The sequence below is a fragment of the Variovorax sp. PBL-H6 genome (assembly GCF_901827155.1).
Classification (GTDB): Bacteria; Pseudomonadota; Gammaproteobacteria; order Burkholderiales; family Burkholderiaceae_C; genus Variovorax.
On the sequence record NZ_LR594659.1, the window covers coordinates 191,267 to 215,157 of the forward strand.

Genomic DNA, 23,891 nt, shown 5'->3' on the forward strand with positions numbered 1-23,891 from the left:
CTCCTAGACAGGGAGTTTCAGGTCCGAGACTGCCTTGGCTCTGGCTGTCGCGAAGTCAGGCAAATTCAGAAATGCGGCAATGGTGACTTTCGGAACATTCTTGGCGAGATAGTCGATGAGCACCTTCTGGTTCTTCGGGTTCAACTGGCCGCCTGGCCGAATGAAATTGCGCAGCCTTGTCGCAGCATCATCGGGGGGCACGATGCTGTTTTGTGCCGTGACCGGGATCGCGTTCGTCACGGTGGGCGGCCGTCCCTCATCGGGTCGTCCCTCGGTGGCCCCGGGCTGCGCTCGCTTGACCGACAGATTGACCTCTGCTTCGATGCTGGCGGGCACGCAGAGGGTCGCGTAGCGCCTGATCGCAGTCAGCGCGGCCGGGCGGTTCGTGTAGCCGGTTCCGAGTTCCTGGCGGTAGGTCTGCTGCATGGTCTTGACGAGCGTTCGCACCGAGGAGGGGTCTAGCTCGTAGAGCAGGTTGCTGCTGAGGTTGTCGACCGTCGACGAGGCGAGCCCAAAGGCGATCGCGACAATCGCGACTTCCTTGGCCGCCGCCTGCGCAGCCGCCATGACGCCTGCCGTCGCGCCGCCCAGCAGGCCGACCTGCGCCACTGTCGTGCGGCGGTCTCGATTCAGGCGAAACAGCGCATGCATGTAGGCTTCGCACTTCGAGTCGGAGAAGTCCATGCCGGCATGGATGATGGCGTCCCAGTTGCCGATCGCAACTGGCGCCAAAGGCTCACCAGCCGCTTCGCGCAGCGCGTCGATTGCCGCCGTCTGGTTGGTCACGTAGGTCGTGACCTCGCTGGATTTCATCTCTGCGCCCGGCCCGACTTCCAGCTGTGAATAGTTGCGGTAGGAAGCACAGGATTGCAGCAAGGACAAGGCGAAGCCAATCGCACAGACCCAGACGGCGTGACGGAGTGCAAGGACCATGGTGACCTCGTGGGTTGACATTCGATCGGTCGAGGCCTGATGCCGGTACCGCAACGTATGCGATTGCCAGGGCGCTGCCATCCACAGCAATGGGGAGCCTGCAGAGCGCTGCTGTTCCATGCCGCCGAGGCAGGCATCGAAGTGGAAGGCAGTACTCGTCGTGACATTTCGCTGACGCTGCTATGAGCCTCAGCCTTACTCAGGCGTGCTGATCGCTGCGAACAATACCGGGGTCCAACAAGGAAAACCTCATGCTGAAGTGGGCCATCATCTTCGCCATCGTTTCAGTCGTCGCAGGTGTCTTCGGCTTTACCGGGCTCAGCGCCGGTGCGGCAAAGATCGCGAAGATCCTGTTCTTCATCTTCCTGATCGTCGCCATCGTGTTCGTGGCCTTGACGGTCCTGGGTATCGGCGCCATCGCATCGTAAGCTGGGTGGTGCCGCCCTCGGCAGCCTTCGACGGCGGGCAAGCAGGGCATGGCGGGGAGCAAGGTCGACGACACGGCCGCTCTCCCCACATACTCCCGACATGACCGACGCCTCCAATCCGCCTCCCATCCGGAAGCGCTCCACGCGGTGGTCACGTTGGCCGCTGATGTTCCTGGGCCTGCTCGCAATTTTGATGCTCGGCCCGGTCGGTGTGCTGGCGTCCGGCGGCCTGGACTTGGACACGCCTTGGTACATGGCAAGTCGTGAGAGCACCCAACAGGCGCCTGACCCTGCGTCCGAACGCGGTGCCGTCGTGCAGGTCTACGGCGCTCGCATCGTGCGGTGGCGCGGCGCCTTCGGCATCCACCCCTGGATCGCGGTCAAGCGCGCCGGCGCGGAACGCTACACCACGTACCACATCGTCGGCTGGCGGGCGCGGCGCGGCGGTGATGCCCTGGTGACCAGCGAAGTCGACGATCCGAGCGTTCAATGGTTTGGCGCCGATCCGCAGCTGCTGGCTGACCATCGAGGTGCCAAGGCAGAAGCGATGATCGACCAGATCGAATCTGCAGTTGCGGCCTATCCCTGGCGCTCGTCCTACCGCCTCTGGCCCGGCCCCAACAGCAACACATTCGTGGCCTGGGTGGCCCGACAAGTGCCCGACCTGCGACTGGACCTGCCACCCACCGCCATCGGCAAGGACTACCTCGGATTGACCACCTTTGTCGACCACGCACCTAGCGGCACCGGGTGGCAACTGTCCTTGCTGGGCCTGGCGGGCGTGACGGTGGCACGGGACGAGGGGCTGGAGTTGAATCTGCTGGGGCTGGGCTTCGGCATCGACGTGGACGACAGGGCCTTGCGGGTGCCGGGTTTTGGACGGCTGCCTTGATGCAGGCTCCTCAGCACTTCAGTTCGAAGTACCTTTTCCGCGCCCCATACAAATCAAACTCCGCCCGGGCTTTTGCTGGTCCTTGCGTCTTCCGGGCTTCCAGCTCCAGCGTCGGAAGTTGGCTATCGAGCCGCGTACATGCTTGCTGGTCCGGCCCCTGCAGCCTGACCCGTCGTCGAAGCACGCGCATCTGTGCCGCGTAGAGGGCGGTTCCGCGGTGGTGCGCACTATTGCCGGTTTGGGCCGGGAGAATTCATCCGACTGCGCAGTGTCGCCCCAGCGCCACCTACATTAGCCACGCGCTGCGCCCCCGAGCAGCCTTCGACGACCGGCTACGGTCGCGTGTATTGATGGAGTTTGGAAGGAAGCAACCATGGGCCTACTAGATGGAATGCTTGGCAACGCAGCCAAGATCGACCCCGCGAAAATCCAACAGGAGTTCAGCCAGATCCTGGCGAAGGGCGAAGTGGTCGAGCACGCCTACCAACTCATCCGGGATTACTTCGTGTTCACGGACAAGCGCTTCGTGCTGGTCGACAAGCAGGGCATCACGGGGAGCAAGGTCGAATACCACTCCATCCCGTACAAGAGCATCACGCACTTCAGCGTGGAGACAGCGGGTACCTTCGACCTGGATGCGGAACTGAAGATCTGGATCTCGGGGACTGCTGCGCCGATACAGAAGCAGTTCAATAAGAAGCTCAGTATTTATGAGGTGCAGAGTGTGCTGGCGAGTTATGTGTTGAGGTGAGGCGACATTGGTCATGTCATCAACGGCGCCGCCAGGCCGGGAGTTCTTCTACAACACCGGCGCGCTTACCTCGTCTCCGCGATTGTCCGAAAAGCGACCGGACGCCCCCTGGATGCATTTGCCCGAGAACTGTTGTTCGAACCTCTGGGGATTAGCGACGTTGAGTGGAGCAGGGTCAAGGGAGATACCGATGCCGGTGGAGGATTGCGCTTGCGACCGACCGCGAGACATGGCGAAGATCGGCCAGCTTGTCCTCGTGGATTGGCGCGCTGGGTCGTGGCGGCCAAGCAAATCGCATCGTCCCGGAGCGCCATCTCGTCGCCGCGGCGACCGCAGGCGCCAGGCGCGACTGGGGCCCCGCATTCGCCTACCATTGCCGCATGGACGCACGCGAGACCGCCCCCTCCCCCGAGCGCAACAAGCAGCCGATCCTCGAGGTGCTCGCGCGCGCTTTGCCGCCACGCGGCCTCGTGCTTGAGATCGGCAGTGGCACCGGGCAGCACGTGGCGCACTTCGCCAAGGCTTTGCCAGCCCTCACCTTCCAGCCCAGCGAGATGGACGTGGAGCGCCATGCTTCCATCGAGGCGTGGGTGGCCGCAGGCAACCTGTCAAACGTAAAGCCGCCCCTCGCCATCGACGTCATGAAGCACCCCTGGCCGGTATCCGCGGCCGACGCGGTCGTGTGCATCAACGTGATCCACATCTCCCCGTGGGAGGCCACGCTCGCGTTGATGGCGGGCGCTGCCAGGATCCTGCCTGCAGGGGGCGTACTTGTGACTTACGGCCCGTACATGCGCGGCGCTGCGCATACGTCGCAGAGCAATGAAGCGTTCGACGCGAACCTGCGCGCAAGGAATCCGCTCTGGGGCGTGCGCGACATCGACAAGGTGGCGCACGTTGCGGGCAATGAAGGCCTTGCGCTGGAGGAGGCCGTACCCATGCCGGCAAACAACTTCACGCTGGTCTGGCGGAAATTGAACGGCGCATTCCCCGGCGCGCGGGACGGTCAGCAGTTTGCCGTCCGCTGACGCATCGCTTGACCGCCCTCGAGCCTGCGCCGCATCATCCTGCCTTGCTGTCAAGGAGATGCATATGCGGACCACGCTCATGATCGTCGCGGCCTTCAGCGTCGCGAGCGCCCACGCCGCCGGCTTCAAGCTCGAGAGCCCGGACGTGAAGGCCAATTCCACGATGGACAAGAAGTTTGAGGCCAACGTCTTCGGCTGCAACGGCGAGAACAAGTCGCCGGCGCTCAAGTGGAGCGGCGCGCCCAAGGACACCAAGAGCTTCGTCGTGACCGTCTACGACCCCGATGCGCCGACGGGCTCGGGCTTCTGGCACTGGTTCGTCTACAACATCCCGGCGAACGTCACCGAGTTGTCCGCCAATGCCGGCGCGCAAGGCGGCGCCAACCTGCCCAAGGGCGCCGCGATGAACCGCATCGACTATGGCTTCGCCGCATGGGGCGGCGCCTGCCCGCCGGCGGGTGACAAGCCGCATCGCTACGTGTTCACCGTGCATGCGCTGAAGACGGACAAGCTCGAACTGCCGCCGGACGCGACAGCCGCAGTCGCAGGCTTCATGACCAACGCGAACAAGATTGCATCAGCGACTTTCACCGCCAGGTATGGTCGTCCTGCAGAGAAGAAGTAGCAGCGCGGCCTCCGTGCTCACGGCAGGGGACGATGAGCGATCGCCAGTGAACGATGCCTGCACAAGGGCAGAATCACTGCAGAGCACCGGCAACCGCGTATCAGGACGCTTCGCAAGTGAATCCAGCTCCCAATGCGAGGGGCAGGGAACGCCGGCCGTTGGCAGCCGGTGCCTACTCAGTGCAGCTTCTTCCTTGAAGCGCTGTCGTATCCAGTCCAACCGGAGGTGACGATGGAAAGAGCGATGCATCCCACGCATTTTCAGCCGGGCGAAGGTAAGAGCTATAGGCTCGGCAGGATGACGATGACGTTCAAGACGACCGCTGCAGAGGGCTGGAATGCATATACGGTCTGCGAAGCCATCGAGCCGCCGGACTCTGGCGCTGGCTATCACCGTCACGCAACTTACGACGAGACATTTGTGATTTGCGAAGGGCACTACGACTTTCGCCTTGACGGCAAGCTGCTCAAGCTCGGCCCTGGGGACGTTGTGTTTGTGCCCCGCGGCACACCGCACGGATTCTTGAGCACAGGGCCGGAAGTAGGCCGCCAGCTCATCATCAGTTCGCCCGGTGGAGTCTTCGATGCTTTGATAGCCGAAGTCTCAGCGCTCGATACCGGCAGCCCGACGAGCCAGGCTTCGCAGGAGGCCAAGGATATCGCCGCGAAATACGGCCTCCAGTTCCTGGCTACGTGAATTGGAGGCGGCTTCTACCCGACACGGTGTTTATCCGGGTGGCAGCACTGGCGTCGTGGCTGACATGCTTCGACGCTCTCGCTCCTATACGCTGAAGACCGCGATTCATGGCCAGATTGCCGATGCCGTATCGATCAGCACACGCCCGCTGAGATGTTCAGCGAATGTGTTGCGTTGACCAGTTGAATCCGCCCTTAGAAGCAGACACGGCGCGATTCTCTAACTTGAGTCATCGGTGGACCCATTTCACGATTGATTCATGTCGATCCGGCCGGTAATTTGGTTGTTGAATGAAAGCTCCCAATGAGCTTCGGCGTTCCGAAGGACCCACATCTCTGCGGCGCTTCTTAGCTGTCCCAAGAGGGGCGCCCCACAGTGGCGACGCCGAAACGTCTGCATGATCACCGGCACCGCAGCGCGGGATTTCGTGAACGTTGCCTCGTTGCGCGAGTTATGAGCCTCCAAAATTCGGCAGTTCTCCGATTGAGCTGTTGTAGTGATGTACCCTGCTCAACGAATTCCTCACGCACTTAATTAGAACTAATGAATCACATTTACCGCCTGATATTCAATCGCGCCACTGGCGCTCCTCAAGCGGTATCGGAGGTTGGCCGGAAATCCGGGGCGGGGCAAGGCGGCCAGGAATTGAATGTGAGTACCTTTGTTGCACGTCTCTCGCCGCTGGGACTTGCGATCCGCCTGGGCATTGTCGGCATCGTCGGCGGCTTGGCCGCCCCTTCCGCGATGGCCACCTGCGCCACCTCCGGTTCCACAGTGACCTGTACCGGCGTGCCGACCCTGCCGCTGTTTCTTAACAACTTCAGCAGCGCTACAAACGGCCTCACGGTCAACGTCAACAGCGGGGCGCAGATGAACGCGACCCTCGGTGGCCACGTGATGGACTTGACCGGGGTGAATATCTCACTCAACAACTCAGGCACTCTTGATCCGGCGTTGCTGGGCCTGGTTTCAGTGTTGAGCGGCGGCGCCTTCATCGGCACTGGCGCCACCAGCACGGTAAGCGTGCTCAACAATGCCAGCGGGATCATGCGCGGCACCGGCATGCTCCTTGGGCTCAACCTGACCAGCATCGATGGCCTCGCCATCGGCGTGAATAACGCTGCGGCCGGTACCACCAGAATCACCAACAACGGCACCATTACCTCGACCGGCTTGTCGGTGGGCGGCATTACCCTGGCCGATACTCCGGTGGTCGGCGTCTACGGCGGCTCGCAGGTCAACATGACCAACAGCAGCACCGGTGTCATCAACGGCCGGATCGCGTTCGAGACGTCGGCCGCGGGCAATACATTTACCAACGCCGGCGCAATTACCGGCGGCGTCTCGATGGGCGCAAGCAGCACCAACACGTTCACGGCGATTACCGGTTCTACGGTGCAGGTCGGTGACGGTGTTCAGGTCAGCGTCGGTCTCGGTGGACTGATCGGCGTCAACCTGACCTTCGCCCCGACCGGCACCGTCGACGGCGGCGCAGGCGGCACCAACAGCCTGATCCTGCAAAACCCGATCGGCGTCGGAGGCGGCACCACCGGAGTCGGCACAGCGTCGAGCGCCACCTACGTCAACTTCAACAACCTGACCATCAACAGCGGTACCTGGACCTTGCAGGGACCATTGGTCAGTGGCGCGACCACGCTCAATGGCGGCGTCGCCCAGTTCAACAACAACGCCACGTTTGGCAGCGGTGTGATCACCTCCAACGGCGGGATTTTGCAGGCGAGCAACGCCGGGTTGAACGTCAGCAATTTGATCTCGTTGGGCGCAGGCGGTGTCACGGTGCAAGGCACCAACGCCACCACGCTGAGCGGGGTGATTTCCGGCAGCGGTGGCCTGACCAAGGTCGGTTCCGGTCAGTTGAACCTCAGCGCGGCCAACACCTATCTGGGCAACACCACGCTCAATGGCGGCACGGTACAGGTCAGCAACAATCGGGCCTTCAGTACCGGCACCCTCAACTTCACCGGCGCGACCAGTCTGTCGGCGCCGGGAACTATTAACCTGAACAATGCGGTCAGCCTCGGCGGCACAATGACTGCTACCGGCACCGGCGCACTGACCCTCGGCGGATTGATCTCCGGCAGCAGTGGTATCACCAAAACCGGCAGTGGCAGCCTGACCCTTAGCGGCAATAACGCCTACACCGGCACCACCGCGCTGAACGCCGGTTCGCTGGTAGTCGGCTCCAACACCTCGCTGGGCACGGGCAGCGTAAACGCGGCGAACGGCACTACGCTGGATGCCAACACCGCAGCAACCCTGGCCAACAACATCAACCTCGGCGGCACCCTTAGCGTGGGAGGCACCAATGCACTGACCCTTGGCGGCGTGGTCGCCGGTATCGGTGGGCTAGTCAAGAACGGCGCCGCCGACCTGGCCTTGGGCGGCGCCAATACCTACCTTGGCACAACCAGCCTCAACAGCGGCAGGCTCGTCCTTGCCTCCAACACGGCCCTGGGCAATGGCGCCTTGAATGCGGCCGCCAACACCACGCTCGACAGCAACACCGCTGTCAGCCTGAACAACAGCGTGAATCTTGCCGGTGCCTTGAGCATCGGCGGTTCGGCCGGCATGACTTTGGCTGGCACGATCAACGGTGCCGGCAGCCTGGTAAAGAATGGCGCCGCCAACCTGGGCTTCACAGGCAACAACAATTTCCTCGGCGGCGTCACGCTCAACGCCGGCACACTGACCGTCGGCGGCAACTCTGCCCTGGGCCTCGGCAACCTGACCGTCGGCGGCGCAGCGACGCTGGACAGCAGCGCGGCGGCAAGCGCGGCAAACAACGTCGTCTTGAACGCCGGCCTGACCGTCGGCGGAACCCAGGGCCTGACCCTCGGCGGCGTCATCACCGGTACCGGCGCGTTGACCAAGAACGGCGCGGCAGCACTGACCCTCAACGGCAACAACAGCTTTCAGGGTGGCACCACCCTCAACGCCGGCACGCTCACCCTGGGCAATGCAGGATCGCTTGGAACCGGCGGACTCGTCGTGGGCGGCGCCGCGACCCTGGACAACAGCGCTGCGCTTGCGGTGGCCAATGCCCTGACGCTCAACGCGGGCCTGACAGTGGCGGGCAACAACAATCTCACCCTGAGCGGCGTGCTCGGCGGCGCCGGGGCGTTGAACAAGAACGGCCTGGCTGATCTGACCCTAAGCGGCAACAACACATTCACCGGCGCATTGAACGTTGTCTCGGGCAGCGTCACCACCCTCAGTGCGGGCGCGTTGGGCAACACCTCGGGTGCGAACATCGGTTCGGGTGCCAGCCTCAACCTGGGCAGCAATGCCAGCCTGGCGGCGCTGTCCGGCAGCGGCGATGTGCAGATCGGGGCGGGCAACACTTTGTCGGTGGGCGGCGTCAGCACCGACAGCCTCTTCGACGGCAGCCTGAGCGGCAGCGGCGGACTGACCAAGGTCGGCAGCGGCTCGCTCAGCTTGACGGGGATCAACGGCCTCACCGGCGACACGGCGGTCAACGGCGGCACACTCAATCTCAACGGGTCGCTGGCCAGCGCCAATGTCGGCGTCGGCAGCGGCGCGACCCTTACCGGCACGGGCTCGCTGCTCGGCGCGGTGAACGTCGCCAACGGCGGCCACCTGGCCCTGAATTCGGGCAACACGCTGTCGATGGGCTCGCTGGTCATGGGCAGCGGCTCCAACCTCGACGCCAACCTGGGCCCGGCTTCGCTCACGTCCCTTCTCAATGTCGGCGGCAACGTGACGCTCAATGGCACGCTCAACGTGACCGACGCGGGCGGCTTCGGCGTGGGTGTGTATCGGCTGATCAACTACACCGGTGGCCTGACGAACCAGGGTCTTGTCCTGGGCAGCGTTCCGATCGGCTTCGGCACGGGGGACCTCGCACTGCAGACCGCCGTGGGCAACCAGGTCAACCTGCTGGTGTCGGCGCCCAACTTGAATATCCGCTTCTGGGACGGCAGCCAGACCATCGCCAACGGTAGCGTCGAAGGTGGCGCAGGCACCTGGAGTGCGGGCGGCACCAACTGGACTTCTTCCAACGGCCTGGTCAACCAGCCCTGGGCCAGCGACTTCGCGGTCTTCCAGGGCACGGCAGGCACCGTGACGGTGAACGGAACGCAGACCTTCAACGGCATGCAGTTCGCCAGCGACGGCTACAACCTAGTCAGCGGGAGCGCAGGCCAACTAACGGCGGTGAACGGCGGCAGCGGCAACACGGCAGTGCGCGTCGATCCGGGCTTCACCGGCACCATCGGCGTGAACATCGACGGCGCCGGCACGCTGGCCAAGCTCGACAGCGGCACGCTGGTGCTCAACGGGGCCAACAGCTACACCGGCGGCACCTTGCTCAACGGCGGCACCTTGGTCGTGGGCAGCAACACGGCGCTGGGCACGAGCCAAGTGACGACAGCCAACGGCACCAGGTTGGACAGCAACACGCCGGTGAGCCTCGCCAATGCCTTCGATCTGGCAGGCACGCTGACCGTCGCCGGCAGCAACAGCTTGGCGCTCGCAGGCCCGATCGACGGCGTCGGCGGCATTATCAAAAACGGCGCCGCGTCTTTGACCCTGAGCGGCAACAACAGCTACCTCGGCAACACCGTGCTCAATGCCGGCGGCCTGGTGCTAGGCGCCAATACGGCGCTGGGTGCGGGCACACTCAACGCGGCTGGCGGCACCACGTTGGACGCTAGCAGCATCGTGGCGCTGAACAACGCCGTGAATTTGGGCGGCGCGATCGGCATCGGCGGGACTGCCGACATGAGCTTGAACGGGCCGGTCAACGGCGCCGGCAGCCTGACCAAGAACGGCGGCGCCAAGCTGACGCTCGCAGCAGCCAACGGCTTCCTCGGCGGCACCACCCTCAATGCGGGACAGCTGGTGGTCGGCAACAACGGCGCGCTGGGCCTGGGCAACCTCATCGTCAGCGGCGCCTCTACGCTGGACAGCAGCACGGCCGTTGCCTTGGCCAATGCAGTGACGCTCAACGCCGGCCTTGCCGTAGGCGGCAGCAACGACATGACGCTCGGCGGCGTCATCGGCGGCGCCGGCAGCCTGACCAAGAACGGCGCCGCGAACCTGACGCTCACCGGCGTCAACACCTACCAGGGCGGCACCGTGCTGAATGCCGGTACCCTGACCCTGCCCAACGCCGCCGCGCTGAGCACGGGCGCTGTCACGGTGAACGGCGGATCGACACTGACCCACGCTGTGCCGCTCACCCTGGCCAACAACTTCAACGTGAACGCCGCCTTGACGCTGGCCGGCATTAGTGACCTGAGCCTGACCGGCGTGCTGGCCGGCGCCGGCACGGTGAACAAGGACGGTCCGGCCGACCTTGCGCTCTCGGGCAACAACAGCTTCAGCGGCGTCTTCAACGTGCGGGGCGGGAGTCTGTCCATCAGCGGCAGTGCGGCGCTGGGCAACCATGCCGGCATCAATCTGGCGACGGGCACCAGCCTGAACCTGGGCGGCTCGGTCAACCTGCAGTCGCTGTCCGGCTCGGGCATTACCACCGTCGGCGCTGGCAGCATGCTGAGCATCAGCGGCAACGACCAGACCTACACGGGCAGCATCGTCGGCGCTGGCGGACTGATCAAGCGCGGCAGCGGGACGCAAGTGCTCTCTGGCGTCAACAGCTACAGCGGCGGCACCTTTCTGGAAGGCGGCACGCTGGCCGTGGGGAGTAACAGCGCCCTGGGCACCGGCGAGTTGTCGATGGACGACAACACCACGCTGGCCTTCGTCGCCGATGGATTGAGGCTGTCCAACCCGATCCGCTTCACCGGCGTGGTCGACCCAATCGTCGACACCGGCGCGAATACCGCGACGCTGTCAGGTGGCATCGGCGGCCCTTCTGCCCTCACGAAGTTAGGCACCGGCACTTTGGTCCTCGCGGCAGCCAACAACAACTACACGGGCGCCACCCTGGTCAGCCAAGGCACCCTCCGAGCCGGTGTGGCCAACGCCTTCAGCGCTCCCTCGGCCCACACGATCGCGGCGGGCGCGACGCTCGACCTTGCCGGCCACAGCCAGGCGATTGCTGCCCTTGACAACGCGGGCACCGTCAACCTGTTGTCTGCGGGGCCCGGCACGGTCCTCACCGTCTCCGGCCCTTACGTAGGCAACAACGGCGTACTGAAAATGGGCACGGCATTGGTCGGCAGCAACAGCCTGAGCGACCAGCTTGTGCTGAGCGGACCGAGCGCAGTGGCCAGCGGTCGCACCACGCTGCAGATCACCAACCTCGGTGGCCTTGGCGCACAGACCACCGGCAACGGCATCGAGGTCGTCTCCGCGCGCAACGGCGCCACCACCACCGCTACGGCATTCACGCTCGACGGCGACCACGTTGACGCCGGTGCGTTTCAGTACCGACTGTTCGTCGCCGATGCCAATGGGCAAGCGGGCAGCTGGTTCCTCAGCACGCAGGCGCCCCCTGCCGCGACCACCCCCGGTGCGACCACCCCGGCCATCCCTGTATTACCGGCAACACCGATGTACCGCGCTGAAGTGCCGCTCTATGCGGCGCTGCCCAGCGTGCTGCGCCAGGGCGACCTGGCAATGCTTGGAGGCCTGCACCGCCGCGGGGGCGACGAGAGTGGCATGGCTGCCGCCAAAGCCGGCAGCGCCGATGCGTCGGACAACGGCTGGGGGGGCGCAAACCGGCGTGCCTGGGGCCGCGTGCTCGGCGGCACCACCACCATCAGCCAGGGCGGCGTGACGCAGGCCGAAAGCCGCACCAGCATGGGCGGCTTCCAGGCCGGCGTGGACCTGTTCGCCAACCGCCTGTGGAATGCTGGCCTGTATGCGGGGCACCTGCGCGCCGACGCCGATGTAAGAGGCGCCTACGGCCCCGGCGGATTCGTCGGCTATGCCGGTACTTTGCGCACCGACAACACCTACGTGGGCGGCTACGCCGCATACGCCAATACAGAAGGCTTCCATGCAGACTTCGTGCTGCAGTACGGATACCACGACGTGACCGCCGGCAGCTTCGGACGGAGCACGCTCTCGGGCGCCACCAGCCTGATGGCCTCCACCCAGGTAGGGCAGCGCTTTGCGCTCGGCAACGGATGGGGCATCGAGCCGCAGGCCCAGCTGATCTATCACCGCATGAGCCTGGACAATACCGGCATCAGCGGTGCGAGCGTGATGCAGGACACCGACAACGCAGTCATCGGTCGCATCGGGGCGCGCGTCGCGGGCGATCTGTCGACTTCGATGGGCCGCTTGAAGCCTTACGCTGGCGTCAATCTATGGCATGGCTTTTCGGGCAACGACTCGACCACCTTTGGCGGCCCGGCGGGTGCGACATCGATCGAAAGCGCCATCGGCTACATGTCAACCGAACTCACGGTCGGCTTCACGCTCGGGCTCACGCCGAGCGTATCGGTCTACGGCCAGATCGGCAGGCTGTTTCATACCGGCAGCGGCGATGCTCGGGTCAGGTCGTCGGCGCAGGGCACGCTTGGCGTGAACGTGGCGTTCTGAGCCCATTAAAAGAACTCGACTCAGGTCCATTGGCGACCGATGGCGCCTTGATTCAGCCCGATGGCCAGCTATTCCAGCGGCCTGTTCAACGCCGTGAGGTCTCCGCTCGCATGCAAATGAACTAAAACTGCGCAATAGCGAACTACCGTTTCAAAGCGACGCGGTACAGCCGCTTTGCGCCCTTAGGGACGCAACTGGTCGGTGCAACACACTAACCACTGCTTAGGCAGAAGGAGTGTTGCAGATGAGGTATCGGACGCGAACCCGTCCTCACCTCCGACGCCGACATCCAAGCCATCCTCCCCCTCGCCCACGCAGGCCATGTGAAGGCCGCGATGCAGGTGAAGCTCGATCCTTGGGGCGGCGGTCCGCAGGTGGGGATCGTCTGAACCGCAGTTTGTTCGAACACGCTTCCTTAAGACGGTCATGGCTTAAGAAGCTGATATGGCTTCAGTTGCAGCGCAAGCGCTAGGCGCTCAAGGTTGTCTAGTGAGATGTTCCGCGCCTGTCGTTCAACATGCGCCACGAATGTCCTGTGCAATCCTGCCTCGTGGGCCAGCGCTTCTTGCGACCAGCCCTTTTCCGTTCGCGAACGTATGAGATTGATGGCAAGAACCTCCCTTGCCGATGGTTCGGGTTGCTTGGTGGAGTTGGGTGAGCGGGACACTGGGCGGCAGTCTCCTTGCATGCCGCTTTTAAGTCAGCCGCGTTTACGTCACAATCACGCGTCTGAACTTTGGAGGCGTTATGCCCAAAGCACTCCTCCACCGCATCGCCCACCACCCCCTCCCCCTCGTCCTCACCACCGACCCCGACATCCAAGCCATCCTCCCCCTCATCCACGCAGGCCATGTGAAGGCCGCGATGCCGGTGACGCTCGATCCTTGGGGCGGCGGTCCGCAGGTGGGGGTCGTCGTGACGGAGCTCACGGCGGCGGGGGGGGACATGTTGAAGCGGTCGAGGGAGTAAGACGGGGTATCAGCGCCCGCGCAGGTTCATCCGAAACGCAATCACCATCACGTCCTCCACCACCGGCGTCAACCCCAGAATCGCCGTCGCACGCAGGTCATGCTCCGGGCAGCGGATGAACCCCATGCTGTGATACAGCTTGCAAGCCGCCGTCATGAATGACGAGCTATGAATCCCCATCGTGAGCGCCCCGAGCTCGTGCGCCCGGTCCACACATTGCTGCGCCAGCCGACGCCCCAGTCCGCGGCCGCGGGCGTCCGGGTGCACCGCAAGCTTGCGGAAGCCAGCCCAGCCCTTGGGCAGGCCCAGGCCCTCCAGCCCCGCGTCGGGGTAGAACACCACGCTGCCGACGACCCGGCCCTGCCATTCAGCGACCAGCAGCTGGGTGCCGTCACCCGGCTTCTCGACTTGGCGCAGGTCGTCGAGGTAGGCCTCGAAGACGGCCGGCGGCAAGCTCTTCCTGTACTGCGAATAGGCAGCCACGCGGATCGACGCGATCGGCGTGGCCTCGTGGCGCGCAGCGGGGCGGATGCGGCAGCGCGCGGCTGCGGCAATGGTCCCGTCCAAGTCCAGCATGGCTTTCTCCTTCATTCCTCTGGCGGTCGGTCGACCGGTGAAGGAGCCCAGCTTAGGCGCGGGGGCCCGCCCCTTATTGAAGGAACGCGACATCTTGTCCGACACGGGCATAGGCCATGCGGCCGATGTTGGTGGCCGCCTCCGTTGGCTAGATTGCTGGGGACACCGCGGAAAAAGAGGTTCTCCATGCTCGACACTGCATACAAGGCCAGCTTGCTGCGCCGCAATGGCGTTGCCATTCCCGAGCTGTCAGCCGAGGGTACCGGCCCTTGGCGTGCAGCCGTCGACGCGCTCTTTGACGAGTACGTCGCGGTGCGTGCGAGACGCAGCCTGCGCGAGGCGGAAGAAGCGCACGAGCTCGAACTGCTGAGCCGCCTGGCGGCAACCTCCTACCCGCGCCGGCGCATCACGAATTACGCCTGATGGGCATCGCAAATCGCTTCCTCGCCGCCACGACGCTGCTGGCCTTCGCGGGAATTGCGCAGGCGCAGGCTGGCAACTGCGAGGCGATCGCGGCCCAGATCGACGCGAAGATTCGCGCGTCAGGGGTGACGCAGTTCACCCTCACGACGGTGGATGCCGCAGCCAATGCCGGCGGGCGCGTGGTCGGCACCTGCGAGCTCGGCACCAGGAAGATCGTGTACGAGCCGGGCCCCACGCATGGGGCGGTTTCCGCAACGCGCCCCGCGCAGCAAGCGGCGCCAGCGCCGGTGCGCCCTCGCGATGACCCGATGCTCACGGAATGCCGGGACGGCACGGTGAGGATGGGCGGCGACTGCCGCAGGTAGCGCCGGCGCTCGCCGCCCTGCAACAGGCAACCACGAGACCGCGCTGCAAGCCCTGCCCGGCTGAACCGGCGCCGGCGCTCGCACACCTGGTTGTGCTGGATCGAGCCCGAGAGCCTGCGGGCGCCGCGATAGACGCGGTGCGGGCCTCCGTGCTGGACACCCCGGGCCTGACTCGCGGCGGAGAGCCGCGTCCGCCTTTCGCGCATAGGACGATGCAGGCTTTTCCTACGAGGCCGGGCTGTGCGCGCGGGCAGGCTCAAGTCCAAGATCCACCTGATTCACCACTGCCATGCGACAAGCCACGACCTCCCCCGCCCATCTGTTCATCCCATCCGTCGCAAACATGGCGAACGTGCGCCTCATCGACGTGACCGACTCGAACGACGTCGACTACTGGACCGAGGCGTTCGGCGTGAGCGAGACCGAGCTTCGCCTCGCCGTCGCCGCAGTGGGCAGTTCAGTCCAGGACGTGCGCGACCACCTCGGCAAGTAAGGCCTGCTGCGCCTTGGGCGGCTGCGGCTTGGGCTCGCAGCCGGCGAGGGCCGCGAGTGCGAGGGAGGCAAGGACCAGGGAGAGTGTCCGAAGCTTCATGATCGTCTCCTTCGTGCGGGCCGCGGCTGTGCGGATGCGCTGCTGGCCCGAAGAGTCATTCTGGTGCCCTCGCGATGCGCCGCCTGTCAGCCGACAGCCCGGTCATAGCGCGGCGGCGGTCAGCTCCAGCTGCGTCAGCCTGCGCGCCATGCGCCCCACGAAGTTCTGCGTCACATGCGGCAACGCCCGCTGGCTCGGCACCACGATGCCGACCTGCATCTGGTTGAGCGCCGGCAGCGCAAAGGGTCGCCACAGCAGGTCCCCGCGCTTGAGCTCCTCGATGAACGCGATCTTCGAGAAGCACGAGATGCCCTTGCCGCCCATGATCAATCGCTTGAGCAGGGGCGTGGAATTGCAGGTGGCGGCCGGTTCCATGTCGTCCCAGAAGGCTGCGAATTCGGCCGACAGCGTGGCGCTGATCACCGGGTGCGAGCTGGAGCGCAGGAAGGGATAGGCCGCGCAGTCCTTCAGCGCAATGCGCTCGTGCTTGGCAAGCGGATGGCCGGGCGGCAGCACGATGCCGATGGGCAGGTTGGCAAGGCTCACCGCCTTCACGCCGCCCGGCAGGCGCCCCACGAAGCTCAGGCCCACGTCAGCCTGGCCCGACATCACGAGCTGCGGCACCTCCATCGGCTGGGTCGACGTGATGGTGTACGTCACCGCGGGAAAGATCTGCAGGAACTCCTCGACGGCGGCCGGCAGCAGTTCCTCGAAGAAGGAATCCATCGCCGCGACCTTCACATGGCCCGTGCGCTCGCCCTTGAGCGCGTCGAGCTCGGTGCGCATCACCTGGAACTGATGCAGCGTTTCCTGCGCATGCTTGAGCAGGCGCTCGCCGGCGGGATTCAGGCGCAGGCCATTGGGCAGGCGGTCGAAGAGCTCGACGCCCAGTTCGTCCTCCAGCTTGTGGATCTGGCGGTTGACCGCGCTGGCCGCGACGAACAGCCGCTCGGATGCCTTGCGCACCGAGCCGCAGCTCGCCACCTCGATGAAATACTTCAGGACGCTGGCGTGCATGGCCGCACCCTCCCGAAGAAGAATGCGCCGACTGCGCTATTCCGCTGTCGCGGAGCGAGGCATCTCGAGCGCGATGCGCGGATGGTCGCAGGCGATGCGCCGCGCATCGGCACCGCCGGGCGAGCCGAGGCCGCTGATCTCGGCCTCGAAGAACTCGCGGTTGATCGCGATGTAGCGGGTGAGCTCGGGCGGCAGCCGATGTTCCTCGTAGATCGCCTGCACGGGGCAGGCGGACACGCAAATGCCGCAGTCGATGCATTCATCGGGCTGAATGTACAGAGTGCGCTCGCCTTCGTAGATGCAATCGACCGGGCAGCACGGCACGCAGGCGCCGTCCTTGCAGTCGATGCAGGCGGTGGTGATGACGTGGGCCATGGCGGCTGCTGCTCTGTGCTGTTCAGGTCAGCGGCCCAGCCATTGCGGCTTGCGCTTCTGCTGGAAGGCGAGCACGCCCTCGTTGGCATCTTCGGATCGCAGCGCGGCCATCAGTGCGGGCAGGCGCTGCCCGTGGGCCTGCGTCGGCGACAGCGTGCCGGTTTGCCGCACCACCTGCTTGATGGCCTTGAGCGAAAGCGGGGCGCAGGCCAGCAGCTGCTGCACCCAGCGCTCGACGGCGGTGTCGAGCTCGGTGCGCGGCACCACCTCGTTGATCAGCCCCATCTCCAATGCGCGCCGGGCGTTGACGCGCTGGCCCGTGAGCATCATCCCCATCGCGTTGCGAAAGCCGATCTGGCGCTGCAGCAGCACCATCCCGCCGTCCAGCGGCAGGCGGCCGACCAGCGGCTCGGGCAGGCCGAAGCTCGCCTCCTCGCAGGCCACGACAAGGTCGCAGCCCAGCACCATCTCGAGCCCGCCGCCGAGCGCGAGGCCGTTGACGCGGGCGATCACCGGCACGTCCAGCGTCTCGCGCAGCGCGATGCCGCCAAAGCCGCCGGGACGGGCAGCGGCCCAGTACTCGACGCCCTTCAGGTTCGAGGTGTTCTTGAGGTCGGCGCCGGCGCAGAAGGCGCGCTCGCCGGTGGCGGCAAGGACGACCGCGCGCACGTCGTCGCGGCGCTCGATCTCGTCCCAGATGCGCAGCAGCTCGGCCTCGGTGGCCATGTCCACGGCATTGAGCACCTCGGGGCGGTCGATGGTCACGGTCGCGACGTGGTTCGCGACGTTGAAGAGAACGCTCATGCGTCGGCCTCCTCGATCAGGGCCCGCGCCTCGGCGAGCAGCTCTTGCGTGTGCTCGCCGAGCTTCGGCGGTGCGCGGCGCAGTTCGGCCTGCGCGCCCGACATCTGGATCGGGCTGGCGATGAACTTCAGCTTGCGGCCGGAGGGCGAATGGGCCTCCAGGATCATTTCGTTGTGCAGCGTCTGCGCATCGACCAGCGCCTCGCGCATGTCGCGCACGGGCGCCGAGAGCAGGTCCTGCGCTTCCAGGCGCGCGAGCCAGTGTTCGCGCGTGTGGCTGGCGAAGCGCTCGCGGAAGATCGCGTGCAGCTCGGCCTTGTGCGCGAACTGCGCGGAGAGGTCGGCGAAGCGCGCGTCCTGCGACAGGTCCTCGATGTCCAGCGCGGCGCAGATGTCGCGCAGCGGGTTGGCCTTGAAGGCGCCGACCAGCACCAGCGGACCGGTCTGCGTCTCGAACACGCCCGACAGCGGCATCGCGGCCCAGTTGACCTCGGAGTCCTCCATCATGACCATCGCGGCTTCCTGCATCTGCATGGCGAGCATCGAGTTGTAGAGCGACACGGCAATCTTCTGGCCTTCGCCGGTGCGCTCGCGCTGCAGCAGCGCGAAGAGAATGCCCTGCACCATGTGCATGCCGGCGGTGTAGTCGGCCAGCGCGGTCGGGTAGATCGACACCGGCACCGAGGCGTCGGCGCGCCGTGCCATCACGCCGGTCAAGGCCTGCGCCAGCACGTCCTGCCCGCCCTTGTGCGCATACGGCCCGGTCTCGCCGAAGCCGGTGCCCACGGCGTAGACGATGCGCGGGTTGATGCGCCGGCAGTCCTCGTACCCCAGGCCCAGGCGCTCCATCACGCCGGCCCGGAAGTTGTTGCAGACCACGTCGGCATCGGCGATGAGCGCCTTCACCAGTTCCATCTGGGCAGCGTCGCGCAGGTCGATCTCGACGCTGCGCTTGTTGCGGTTGAGGCTGCAGAAGATCGGGTTGTCCTCGCCCGCCACCGGCGCGAAGGTGGAGCGGCTGAGGTCGCCCGCGCCCTTGCGCTCGACCTTGATCACGTCGGCGCCGTGGTCGGCCAGCATCTGCGTGCAGACCGGGCCCATCATGACCTGCGTGAAGTCGATCACGCGGATGCCGGCGAGCGGCAGGTTGTTGCCATTCGAATTCATCATGCGGCCTCCGCGAAGGAACGGGCGATGGCCGGGGTGTCCGCGTTCTGGCCCTTCTGGTCGCCAGGGTCGGCGCCTTGGGCGCGCAGGGTGCGCTGCAGCCGGGCGATGTCCACGTTCCGCACTGCGACGCCCGCATCCAGCGACAGCGCGGCGGCGGTGCCGGCGGCTTCGCCCATGGCCATGCAGGGCGGGATCTCGCGCGAGATCTTCTGCGCGGCCGAGGTCGACGAGTAGTGGCGGCCGGCCACGAGCAGGTTCTCCACGCTGCGGGGCACGAGGGTGCGGAAGGGGTAGTAGTAGTCGCGGCCGCGTGCGATGCTGTCCTCGAAGCGGGCGCGCTGTGCCACGTCTTCCTTGGTCATCACGTACTCGCCTTCGAGCAGGCGAGTCTGGCGAATGCCGGTCTGCGGCGCCAGGTCGACCAGGTAGCAATCCTTGAATCCGGGCAGTCGGGCGCGGATGAACTCGATCACCTTGTGGATGGTGGCGCGGCCCTGCACTTCGGCACGCGTCAGGTCGGCCACCTTGAGGCCGTCCAGGCCCGACATGTGCGGGCAGTTGCACCACACCACGCCGCGCAGCGGGGTCTTGAGCCACCACGAGTCCCACGCGCCGCCCAGGATGTGCTTGACCTCGCGGTCGATGGCTGCGAAGGCCTCCGGCTCCTCGTGCTCGAAGCGCTCGGCTTGGTCGGTATCAACGCCGCCCAGGCGGAACACCGTGGTCACGATGTAGGCGCCGCTGATGTTCGGCGCACCGGCCGAGGCCGCAACGTCCAGGTCGCCGGTGGCATCGATCACCACCTTGCCCAGGATGGCTTCGCGCCCGCTCTTGGATTCGACCACCACGCCCTTGACCTGGCCGTCCGCCACCAGTGTGCGCGAGAACCACGAGTGCAGGCGCAGGTTGATGTGGGCCTGCTGCACCATCTCGAGCGACGCGCGCTTGAAGGCGTCGGGGTCGAAGGCGGCGGCAAAGCAGATCGGGTGCGGCTTGGTCTTGCTGTGGAAGTCGAAGGTGCCCCAGCGCTTCCAACGGCGCACGGACTCGGGCAGGGTGCCCCAGTCCTGCTGCTTCGGGTACTCGGCCAGGCCGCGTTCGGCCATGCGCTCGATCATCTCCAGGCAGATGCCGCGTACCGAGATCTCGCGCAGGTGGCTGTCCCACATGTCGTCCAGCACCAGCACCATGCCACCCGACGCCAGGCCGCCGAGGTGGTTGTAGCGCTCCAGCAGGGTCACGCTGGCGCCGTTGCGCGCAGCCGCCACGGCCGCGGCCTGCCCGGCGGGGCCGCCGCCGACCACCACCACGTCCGATTCGGCTGCCACGCGAATGTCGTGCGCAGGTTCTTGCATCCAGTCGCCAATACGGCTCATAGGGCTCTCCTAGTGAAATCTGTTCAGGGAACACCGCGGAACTGGCTTCGCCAGGCCGCCGGTGTTGCCCCCTCGAGGGGGTACTCGGCTACACGGAGTGAGCCGATGCGGGGGTGGGCTTAGGTCTCCCATCGGATCACCCAGCGCTCGGCCAGGGTCACGAGCAGGAAGAACAGGCCCGAAAGGGTGGCGCTCATCACGATCGCGGCGTAGAGCAGCGGCGAGTCGAAGTTGAAGGTGGCCTGCAAAATCATGGCGCCGATGCCCACCGTGGCGCCGACCCATTCGCCGATCACCGCGCCGATCACGCACATCGAGGCCGCGATGCGCAGCGCCGAGAACAGGTAGGGCAGGGCGTTGAGCAGGCGCAGGCGAAAGAAGATCTCTGTCTTGCTGGCCGACAGCACGCGCATCAGCTCCATGGCCTGCGGGTTGACCGACTCGAGGCCGCGCACCATGTTCACCAGCGTCGGGAAGAAGCACACGAGCGCGGCGATGGTGATCTTGGGCTCCATGCCGTTGCCCATGATCAGCACCAGCACCGGAGCCTTGGCGACCAGCGGCACGGCGTTGAACATCAGCACCACGGGGAAGAAGATGTCCTGCAGCGTCTTGTTGTGCACGAAGACGGTGGCGATGGCGATCGCCGCCAGGTTGCCCAGCAGGAAGCCGCCGGCCGCTTCCATGGCGGTGGGCAGCAGGTTGTCGAGCAGCACCGCGCGCTTGGCGTAGAGCGTCTCCAGCACGGCCCAGGGCGAAGGCGCGATGAAGGGCTTGACGTCGAAGACGGCGATCACCGCCCACCACAGCACGATGAGGCCGGCGATGCCCGCCGCGGGCAGGATGCGACGGCGCCACAGCCGCCGCTGCCGCGCCGTGGCCCAGGCCTGGTACTCGTTGTCGGCGGCGTCGGCGACCGCGAGGGTGGCGGCGGTTGCGCTGCTCACGTCGATGGAAGTCGTGTTCATGGCTTGGGCCTCGCTCAGCAGGTTTCCAGCACGCGCCGCAGATGGGCGGTGAGGCGCACGAACTCGGGGGTGTCGCGGATGTCGAGGGTGCGGTCCTCGGGCAGCTCGACGGGGACGATCTCGCGCACGCGGCCCGGATTGGCTGCCAGCATCAGCACGCGCTGGCCCAGGTAGGCGGCCTCGTGGATGCTGTGCGTCACGAAGAGGATGGTCACGCCGGTTTCCTTCCACACGCGGCGGATCTCCTCGTTGAGCCGGTCGCGGGTGATCTCGTCGAGCGCGCCGAAGGGCTCGTCCATCAGCAGGATCTTGGGGTCGCTGGCGAGCGCCCGCGCAATCGACACGCGCTGGCGCTGGCCGCCCGACATCTCGTGCGGCCAGGCATTGGCGCGGTCCTTGAGGCCGACCAGCTCCAGCAGCTCCGTGGGCGAGCGGCGGCCCTTGCGGCTTGCGCCGCCGCCCACCTGCAGCGGCAGCTCCACGTTCTGCAGCGCGGTGCGCCAGGGCAGCAGCGCCGCGTCCTGGAACACGAAGCCGATGTCGCGGTTCTTGCGTGCGGCCTGCGGGCTGACGGAGAGCACCTCGATACGGCCGCGGCTGGGCTCCAGCAGGTCGGCCACCACGCGCAGGAAGGTGGACTTGCCGCAGCCCGAAGGGCCGAGCAAGGTCAGGAACTCGCCTTGCGCGACGTCGAGGTCCAGGCTCTTGATCGCGGTGACATCGCGGCGCTCGGTGAAGAAGCGCATGCCGATGTCGCGGCAGGAGATCGCCGGCGCGGCGTTCATGACGGCGGCCATGGTCAGGCCTTGGCCGCACGCGCGGCGGCAGTCGCCTTCAGCACGTCGAGCGTGACCACCTCTTCGACCTTCGGCGTGCGTGCGGTGAACTGGCCCAGCTCCGAATACGTCGCGATCTGCTGCTGCCAGACGGCGGGGTCCATCGCGCCCCAGCCCTGCGTCTGCGCGAGGCCGCCGAAGCTGTAGTCGAGCATGACGTCGACCGCCATGCGCTCGTCCTCGGCCTTGAGGTTGGGGTACTCCTTGACCAGCAGCTCCACCGCCTGGTCGCGGTTGGCGCGCACGTGCTGCCATCCCTTGGCCGTGGCCCGCAGGAAGGCCTCCATCGCCTTGGGGTTCGACTCCAGCGTCTTGGTCGAGGCGTAGTAGGGCAGGGCATAGAGCTGCACGCCGGCGTCCCACAGCGTGAGGTCGACGCGGTCAGGGCCCAGCACCTTGAGCGCGGTGGTGCTGGTGAGCCAGCCCGTGACGACGTCCACCTGGCCGGTCAGCAGCGGCGCCATGTCGGAGCCGACGGTAATCACCTTGACGTCTTTCTCGGGAATCTTGTTCTTCGCCAGCAGTGCGCGCAGCAGGATGGCCGCCGTGGACGGAATGCCCACCTTCTTGCCGACCAGGTCGGCCGGCTTGCGCACCGGGTTCTTGGCGAGCGAGAAGAAGGTGAACGGATGCTTCTGCGCACCCACCGCGAAGCACTTGATCGGGAGCCCTTGCGAGACCGCCAGCATCACCGAGGGGCTGGAGGACACCTGCCCGACCTCGTAGCGCCCTGAAGCGACGATGGCCACGCCGTCGATGTTGGGCCCGCCGGGCTGGATCGCGAAGTCGATGCCCTCCTGCTCGTAGAAGCCCAGTCGCTTGGCGACCACTTCGCCGATCTGGTTGACGCCGACGATCCAGCCGAGCTGCATGTTGATCTTCGTCTTGCCCTGCGCGAACGCGTCGATGGACAGCAACCCGCCGCTGGACAGGCCGGCGGCCATGAGCGAGGTCTTGAGAAGGCGACGGCGACCGGGGTCCCGGAGATTGGCCATGGCAGATTCCTTTGTGGGCAAGAAAAATGAAAGCGCGACCTGGGCCTTCTTGTCGCGAAAACTGCGGCGGTGAAGGCCTCGATGCAGGAATGCTAGGAGCTGGAGGCGTTGCCTCCAAGAACCGTTTTTCGCAACCGGTGGGCGAAAAATTAGCTCGCCACGACCGCTGGAAAACCCTGTGTGGTCACAAGGCAGGTGACTGAAATCAAGGCATTTCGTTTGCCCGGAATTCAGGCTGATGGGGCGTCTGCCCAATAGAAATTCCCGGTGCGTCGAACATTCGCCCGGTGGCATGAACTGTGCAAGTTCCAGCCATCGTTTTCCGGAGACACCCCATGGATGATGGTCAAGCCATCGCAATCCGGCCCGCGACCGAGTCGCTGCTGGATGCCGACATCGAAGTTCTCAAACTCTCGCTGCGCACCACCAACGTGCTGCGCCTCAACGAGCTGCACACGGTGCGCGACGTGACCCGCGTGCCGGCGAAAAAGCTTTTCGTGCTCTCGCGCCTGGGCCGCAATTCCCTGCGGGAGATCGTCGAGAGCGTGAACCGCCGGGGGCTGCGGCTCGCGGAGTGAG

24 protein-coding genes and 1 pseudogene are annotated in these 23,891 nt (G+C 65.7%); 13 read left to right on the top strand and 12 right to left on the bottom strand.

The features are described from left to right. Window positions 1–3: 3 nt before the first annotated feature. On the bottom strand, window positions 4–1,053 hold the full coding sequence (locus tag G3W89_RS00925) for a hypothetical protein (RefSeq protein ID WP_162572355.1): 1,050 nt from the start codon (window positions 1,051–1,053) through the stop codon (window positions 4–6). Between the two features lie 131 nt (window positions 1,054–1,184). Here G3W89_RS00925 and G3W89_RS00930 point away from each other — a divergent pair, with 131 nt between their 5' ends. The 8 genes and pseudogenes from G3W89_RS00930 to G3W89_RS00965 all read left to right on the top strand — a co-directional run bounded on the left by G3W89_RS00930 (window position 1,185) and on the right by G3W89_RS00965 (window position 12,847). Continuing rightward, window positions 1,185–1,361, top strand: coding sequence for a DUF1328 domain-containing protein (locus G3W89_RS00930; RefSeq protein ID WP_162572356.1), 177 nt, complete (start codon window positions 1,185–1,187; stop codon window positions 1,359–1,361). 100 nt (window positions 1,362–1,461) lie between these two features. Then, window positions 1,462–2,253 carry a DUF3750 domain-containing protein gene (locus G3W89_RS00935; RefSeq protein ID WP_197893517.1) on the top strand — a complete coding sequence of 264 codons (792 nt, stop codon included), beginning with the start codon at window positions 1,462–1,464 and terminating at the stop codon, window positions 2,251–2,253. 373 nt (window positions 2,254–2,626) lie between these two features. Next, window positions 2,627–3,004 (top strand): PH domain-containing protein, encoded by a 378-nt coding sequence (locus G3W89_RS00940; protein ID WP_093107968.1) that lies wholly within the window; start codon window positions 2,627–2,629, stop codon window positions 3,002–3,004. A gap of 108 nt (window positions 3,005–3,112) precedes the next feature. Next, window positions 3,113–3,298: pseudogene (locus G3W89_RS33595) on the top strand (hypothetical protein); the annotation flags it as partial. An 86-nt stretch (window positions 3,299–3,384) separates the two neighbouring features. Next, window positions 3,385–4,032, top strand: coding sequence for a DUF938 domain-containing protein (locus tag G3W89_RS00950; RefSeq protein ID WP_162572357.1), 648 nt, complete (start codon window positions 3,385–3,387; stop codon window positions 4,030–4,032). A 64-nt stretch (window positions 4,033–4,096) separates the two neighbouring features. Further along, on the top strand, window positions 4,097–4,657 hold the full coding sequence (locus G3W89_RS00955; RefSeq protein WP_162572358.1) for a YbhB/YbcL family Raf kinase inhibitor-like protein: 561 nt from the start codon (window positions 4,097–4,099) through the stop codon (window positions 4,655–4,657). Window positions 4,658–4,888: 231 nt separating this feature from the next. After that, window positions 4,889–5,353 carry a cupin domain-containing protein gene (locus G3W89_RS00960; protein ID WP_162572359.1) on the top strand — a complete coding sequence of 155 codons (465 nt, stop codon included), beginning with the start codon at window positions 4,889–4,891 and terminating at the stop codon, window positions 5,351–5,353. A gap of 543 nt (window positions 5,354–5,896) precedes the next feature. Further along, window positions 5,897–12,847: an autotransporter-associated beta strand repeat-containing protein gene (locus tag G3W89_RS00965; protein ID WP_162572360.1), complete on the top strand. Its 6,951-nt coding sequence runs from the start codon at window positions 5,897–5,899 to the stop codon at window positions 12,845–12,847. A 424-nt stretch (window positions 12,848–13,271) separates the two neighbouring features. On the opposite strand, the gene G3W89_RS00970 is transcribed toward G3W89_RS00965, so the two are convergent. Further along, window positions 13,272–13,535: a helix-turn-helix domain-containing protein gene (locus G3W89_RS00970; RefSeq protein ID WP_162572361.1), complete on the bottom strand. Its 264-nt coding sequence runs from the start codon at window positions 13,533–13,535 to the stop codon at window positions 13,272–13,274. Window positions 13,536–13,594: 59 nt separating this feature from the next. Here G3W89_RS00970 and G3W89_RS00975 point away from each other — a divergent pair, with 59 nt between their 5' ends. Beyond that, window positions 13,595–13,816, top strand: coding sequence for a hypothetical protein (locus G3W89_RS00975; RefSeq protein ID WP_162572362.1), 222 nt, complete (start codon window positions 13,595–13,597; stop codon window positions 13,814–13,816). Between the two features lie 9 nt (window positions 13,817–13,825). Here the strand turns inward: G3W89_RS00975 and G3W89_RS00980 are convergent, their stop codons facing one another. Next, the gene (locus G3W89_RS00980; RefSeq protein ID WP_162572363.1) at window positions 13,826–14,392 is read right to left on the bottom strand and encodes a GNAT family N-acetyltransferase; all 567 of its coding nucleotides are present in this window, start codon (window positions 14,390–14,392) and stop codon (window positions 13,826–13,828) included. A gap of 186 nt (window positions 14,393–14,578) precedes the next feature. Between G3W89_RS00980 and G3W89_RS00985 the strand changes: the two genes are divergently transcribed. The 3 genes from G3W89_RS00985 (at window position 14,579) to G3W89_RS00995 (ending at window position 15,673) form a co-directional block, all read left to right on the top strand. After that, window positions 14,579–14,815, top strand: a complete 237-nt coding sequence (locus tag G3W89_RS00985; RefSeq protein WP_162572364.1) for a hypothetical protein — start codon at window positions 14,579–14,581, stop codon at window positions 14,813–14,815. Then, entirely contained in the window at window positions 14,815–15,180 is a 366-nt protein-coding gene (locus tag G3W89_RS00990) for a DUF1161 domain-containing protein (RefSeq protein WP_162572365.1), read from the top strand. Before G3W89_RS00985 ends, G3W89_RS00990 begins: the two co-directional genes overlap by 1 nt. 289 nt (window positions 15,181–15,469) lie before the next feature. After that, on the top strand, window positions 15,470–15,673 hold the full coding sequence (locus G3W89_RS00995; protein WP_332107429.1) for a DUF3606 domain-containing protein: 204 nt from the start codon (window positions 15,470–15,472) through the stop codon (window positions 15,671–15,673). Here the strand turns inward: G3W89_RS00995 and G3W89_RS33460 are convergent. The 9 genes from G3W89_RS33460 to G3W89_RS01035 form a co-directional block, all read right to left on the bottom strand. Beyond that, window positions 15,638–15,772, bottom strand: a complete 135-nt coding sequence (locus G3W89_RS33460; protein WP_269474938.1) for a hypothetical protein — start codon at window positions 15,770–15,772, stop codon at window positions 15,638–15,640. The genes G3W89_RS00995 and G3W89_RS33460 overlap by 36 nt on opposite strands. A 102-nt stretch (window positions 15,773–15,874) precedes the next feature. Then, on the bottom strand, window positions 15,875–16,789 hold the full coding sequence (locus G3W89_RS01000; RefSeq protein ID WP_162572366.1) for a LysR family transcriptional regulator: 915 nt from the start codon (window positions 16,787–16,789) through the stop codon (window positions 15,875–15,877). A 36-nt stretch (window positions 16,790–16,825) separates the two neighbouring features. Beyond that, entirely contained in the window at window positions 16,826–17,164 is a 339-nt protein-coding gene (gene fdxA, locus G3W89_RS01005) for a ferredoxin (protein WP_162572367.1), read from the bottom strand. 27 nt (window positions 17,165–17,191) lie between these two features. After that, window positions 17,192–17,968, bottom strand: a complete 777-nt coding sequence (locus G3W89_RS01010; RefSeq protein WP_162572368.1) for an enoyl-CoA hydratase-related protein — start codon at window positions 17,966–17,968, stop codon at window positions 17,192–17,194. Continuing rightward, on the bottom strand, window positions 17,965–19,137 hold the full coding sequence (locus G3W89_RS01015) for a CaiB/BaiF CoA transferase family protein (RefSeq protein ID WP_232076249.1): 1,173 nt from the start codon (window positions 19,135–19,137) through the stop codon (window positions 17,965–17,967). The genes G3W89_RS01010 and G3W89_RS01015 overlap by 4 nt, the downstream gene beginning before the upstream one ends. Beyond that, window positions 19,134–20,513, bottom strand: coding sequence for an FAD-dependent oxidoreductase (locus tag G3W89_RS01020; protein ID WP_162572369.1), 1,380 nt, complete (start codon window positions 20,511–20,513; stop codon window positions 19,134–19,136). The genes G3W89_RS01015 and G3W89_RS01020 overlap by 4 nt, the downstream gene beginning before the upstream one ends. A gap of 119 nt (window positions 20,514–20,632) precedes the next feature. Further along, a complete protein-coding gene (locus tag G3W89_RS01025; RefSeq protein WP_174258221.1) occupies window positions 20,633–21,481 on the bottom strand; it encodes an ABC transporter permease in 849 nt (282 codons plus the stop codon). Window positions 21,482–21,495: 14 nt separating this feature from the next. Further along, the gene (locus tag G3W89_RS01030; protein WP_162572370.1) at window positions 21,496–22,278 is read right to left on the bottom strand and encodes an ABC transporter ATP-binding protein; all 783 of its coding nucleotides are present in this window, start codon (window positions 22,276–22,278) and stop codon (window positions 21,496–21,498) included. 2 nt (window positions 22,279–22,280) lie between these two features. After that, on the bottom strand, window positions 22,281–23,312 hold the full coding sequence (locus tag G3W89_RS01035) for an ABC transporter substrate-binding protein (protein ID WP_162572371.1): 1,032 nt from the start codon (window positions 23,310–23,312) through the stop codon (window positions 22,281–22,283). 335 nt (window positions 23,313–23,647) lie between these two features. On the opposite strand from G3W89_RS01035, the gene G3W89_RS01040 reads away from it, so the two are divergent. Then, window positions 23,648–23,890 (top strand): DNA-directed RNA polymerase subunit alpha C-terminal domain-containing protein, encoded by a 243-nt coding sequence (locus tag G3W89_RS01040; protein WP_162572372.1) that lies wholly within the window; start codon window positions 23,648–23,650, stop codon window positions 23,888–23,890. Window position 23,891: the final 1 nt, after the last annotated feature.

Coding starts and splice junctions, on each gene's coding strand:
- G3W89_RS00925 (WP_162572355.1), bottom strand. CDS start 1,053: ATGGAACAGCAGCGCTCTGCAGGCTCCCCATTGCTGTGGATGGCAGCG.
- G3W89_RS00930 (WP_162572356.1), top strand. CDS start 1,185: ATGCTGAAGTGGGCCATCATCTTCGCCATCGTTTCAGTCGTCGCAGGT.
- G3W89_RS00935 (WP_197893517.1), top strand. CDS start 1,462: ATGACCGACGCCTCCAATCCGCCTCCCATCCGGAAGCGCTCCACGCGG.
- G3W89_RS00940 (WP_093107968.1), top strand. CDS start 2,627: ATGGGCCTACTAGATGGAATGCTTGGCAACGCAGCCAAGATCGACCCC.
- G3W89_RS00950 (WP_162572357.1), top strand. CDS start 3,385: ATGGACGCACGCGAGACCGCCCCCTCCCCCGAGCGCAACAAGCAGCCG.
- G3W89_RS00955 (WP_162572358.1), top strand. CDS start 4,097: ATGCGGACCACGCTCATGATCGTCGCGGCCTTCAGCGTCGCGAGCGCC.
- G3W89_RS00960 (WP_162572359.1), top strand. CDS start 4,889: ATGGAAAGAGCGATGCATCCCACGCATTTTCAGCCGGGCGAAGGTAAG.
- G3W89_RS00965 (WP_162572360.1), top strand. CDS start 5,897: ATGAATCACATTTACCGCCTGATATTCAATCGCGCCACTGGCGCTCCT.
- G3W89_RS00970 (WP_162572361.1), bottom strand. CDS start 13,535: ATGCAAGGAGACTGCCGCCCAGTGTCCCGCTCACCCAACTCCACCAAG.
- G3W89_RS00975 (WP_162572362.1), top strand. CDS start 13,595: ATGCCCAAAGCACTCCTCCACCGCATCGCCCACCACCCCCTCCCCCTC.
- G3W89_RS00980 (WP_162572363.1), bottom strand. CDS start 14,392: ATGCTGGACTTGGACGGGACCATTGCCGCAGCCGCGCGCTGCCGCATC.
- G3W89_RS00985 (WP_162572364.1), top strand. CDS start 14,579: ATGCTCGACACTGCATACAAGGCCAGCTTGCTGCGCCGCAATGGCGTT.
- G3W89_RS00990 (WP_162572365.1), top strand. CDS start 14,815: ATGGGCATCGCAAATCGCTTCCTCGCCGCCACGACGCTGCTGGCCTTC.
- G3W89_RS00995 (WP_332107429.1), top strand. CDS start 15,470: ATGCGACAAGCCACGACCTCCCCCGCCCATCTGTTCATCCCATCCGTC.
- G3W89_RS33460 (WP_269474938.1), bottom strand. CDS start 15,772: ATGAAGCTTCGGACACTCTCCCTGGTCCTTGCCTCCCTCGCACTCGCG.
- G3W89_RS01000 (WP_162572366.1), bottom strand. CDS start 16,789: ATGCACGCCAGCGTCCTGAAGTATTTCATCGAGGTGGCGAGCTGCGGC.
- fdxA (WP_162572367.1), bottom strand. CDS start 17,164: ATGGCCCACGTCATCACCACCGCCTGCATCGACTGCAAGGACGGCGCC.
- G3W89_RS01010 (WP_162572368.1), bottom strand. CDS start 17,968: ATGAGCGTTCTCTTCAACGTCGCGAACCACGTCGCGACCGTGACCATC.
- G3W89_RS01015 (WP_232076249.1), bottom strand. CDS start 19,137: ATGATGAATTCGAATGGCAACAACCTGCCGCTCGCCGGCATCCGCGTG.
- G3W89_RS01020 (WP_162572369.1), bottom strand. CDS start 20,513: ATGAGCCGTATTGGCGACTGGATGCAAGAACCTGCGCACGACATTCGC.
- G3W89_RS01025 (WP_174258221.1), bottom strand. CDS start 21,481: ATGAACACGACTTCCATCGACGTGAGCAGCGCAACCGCCGCCACCCTC.
- G3W89_RS01030 (WP_162572370.1), bottom strand. CDS start 22,278: ATGGCCGCCGTCATGAACGCCGCGCCGGCGATCTCCTGCCGCGACATC.
- G3W89_RS01035 (WP_162572371.1), bottom strand. CDS start 23,312: ATGGCCAATCTCCGGGACCCCGGTCGCCGTCGCCTTCTCAAGACCTCG.
- G3W89_RS01040 (WP_162572372.1), top strand. CDS start 23,648: ATGGATGATGGTCAAGCCATCGCAATCCGGCCCGCGACCGAGTCGCTG.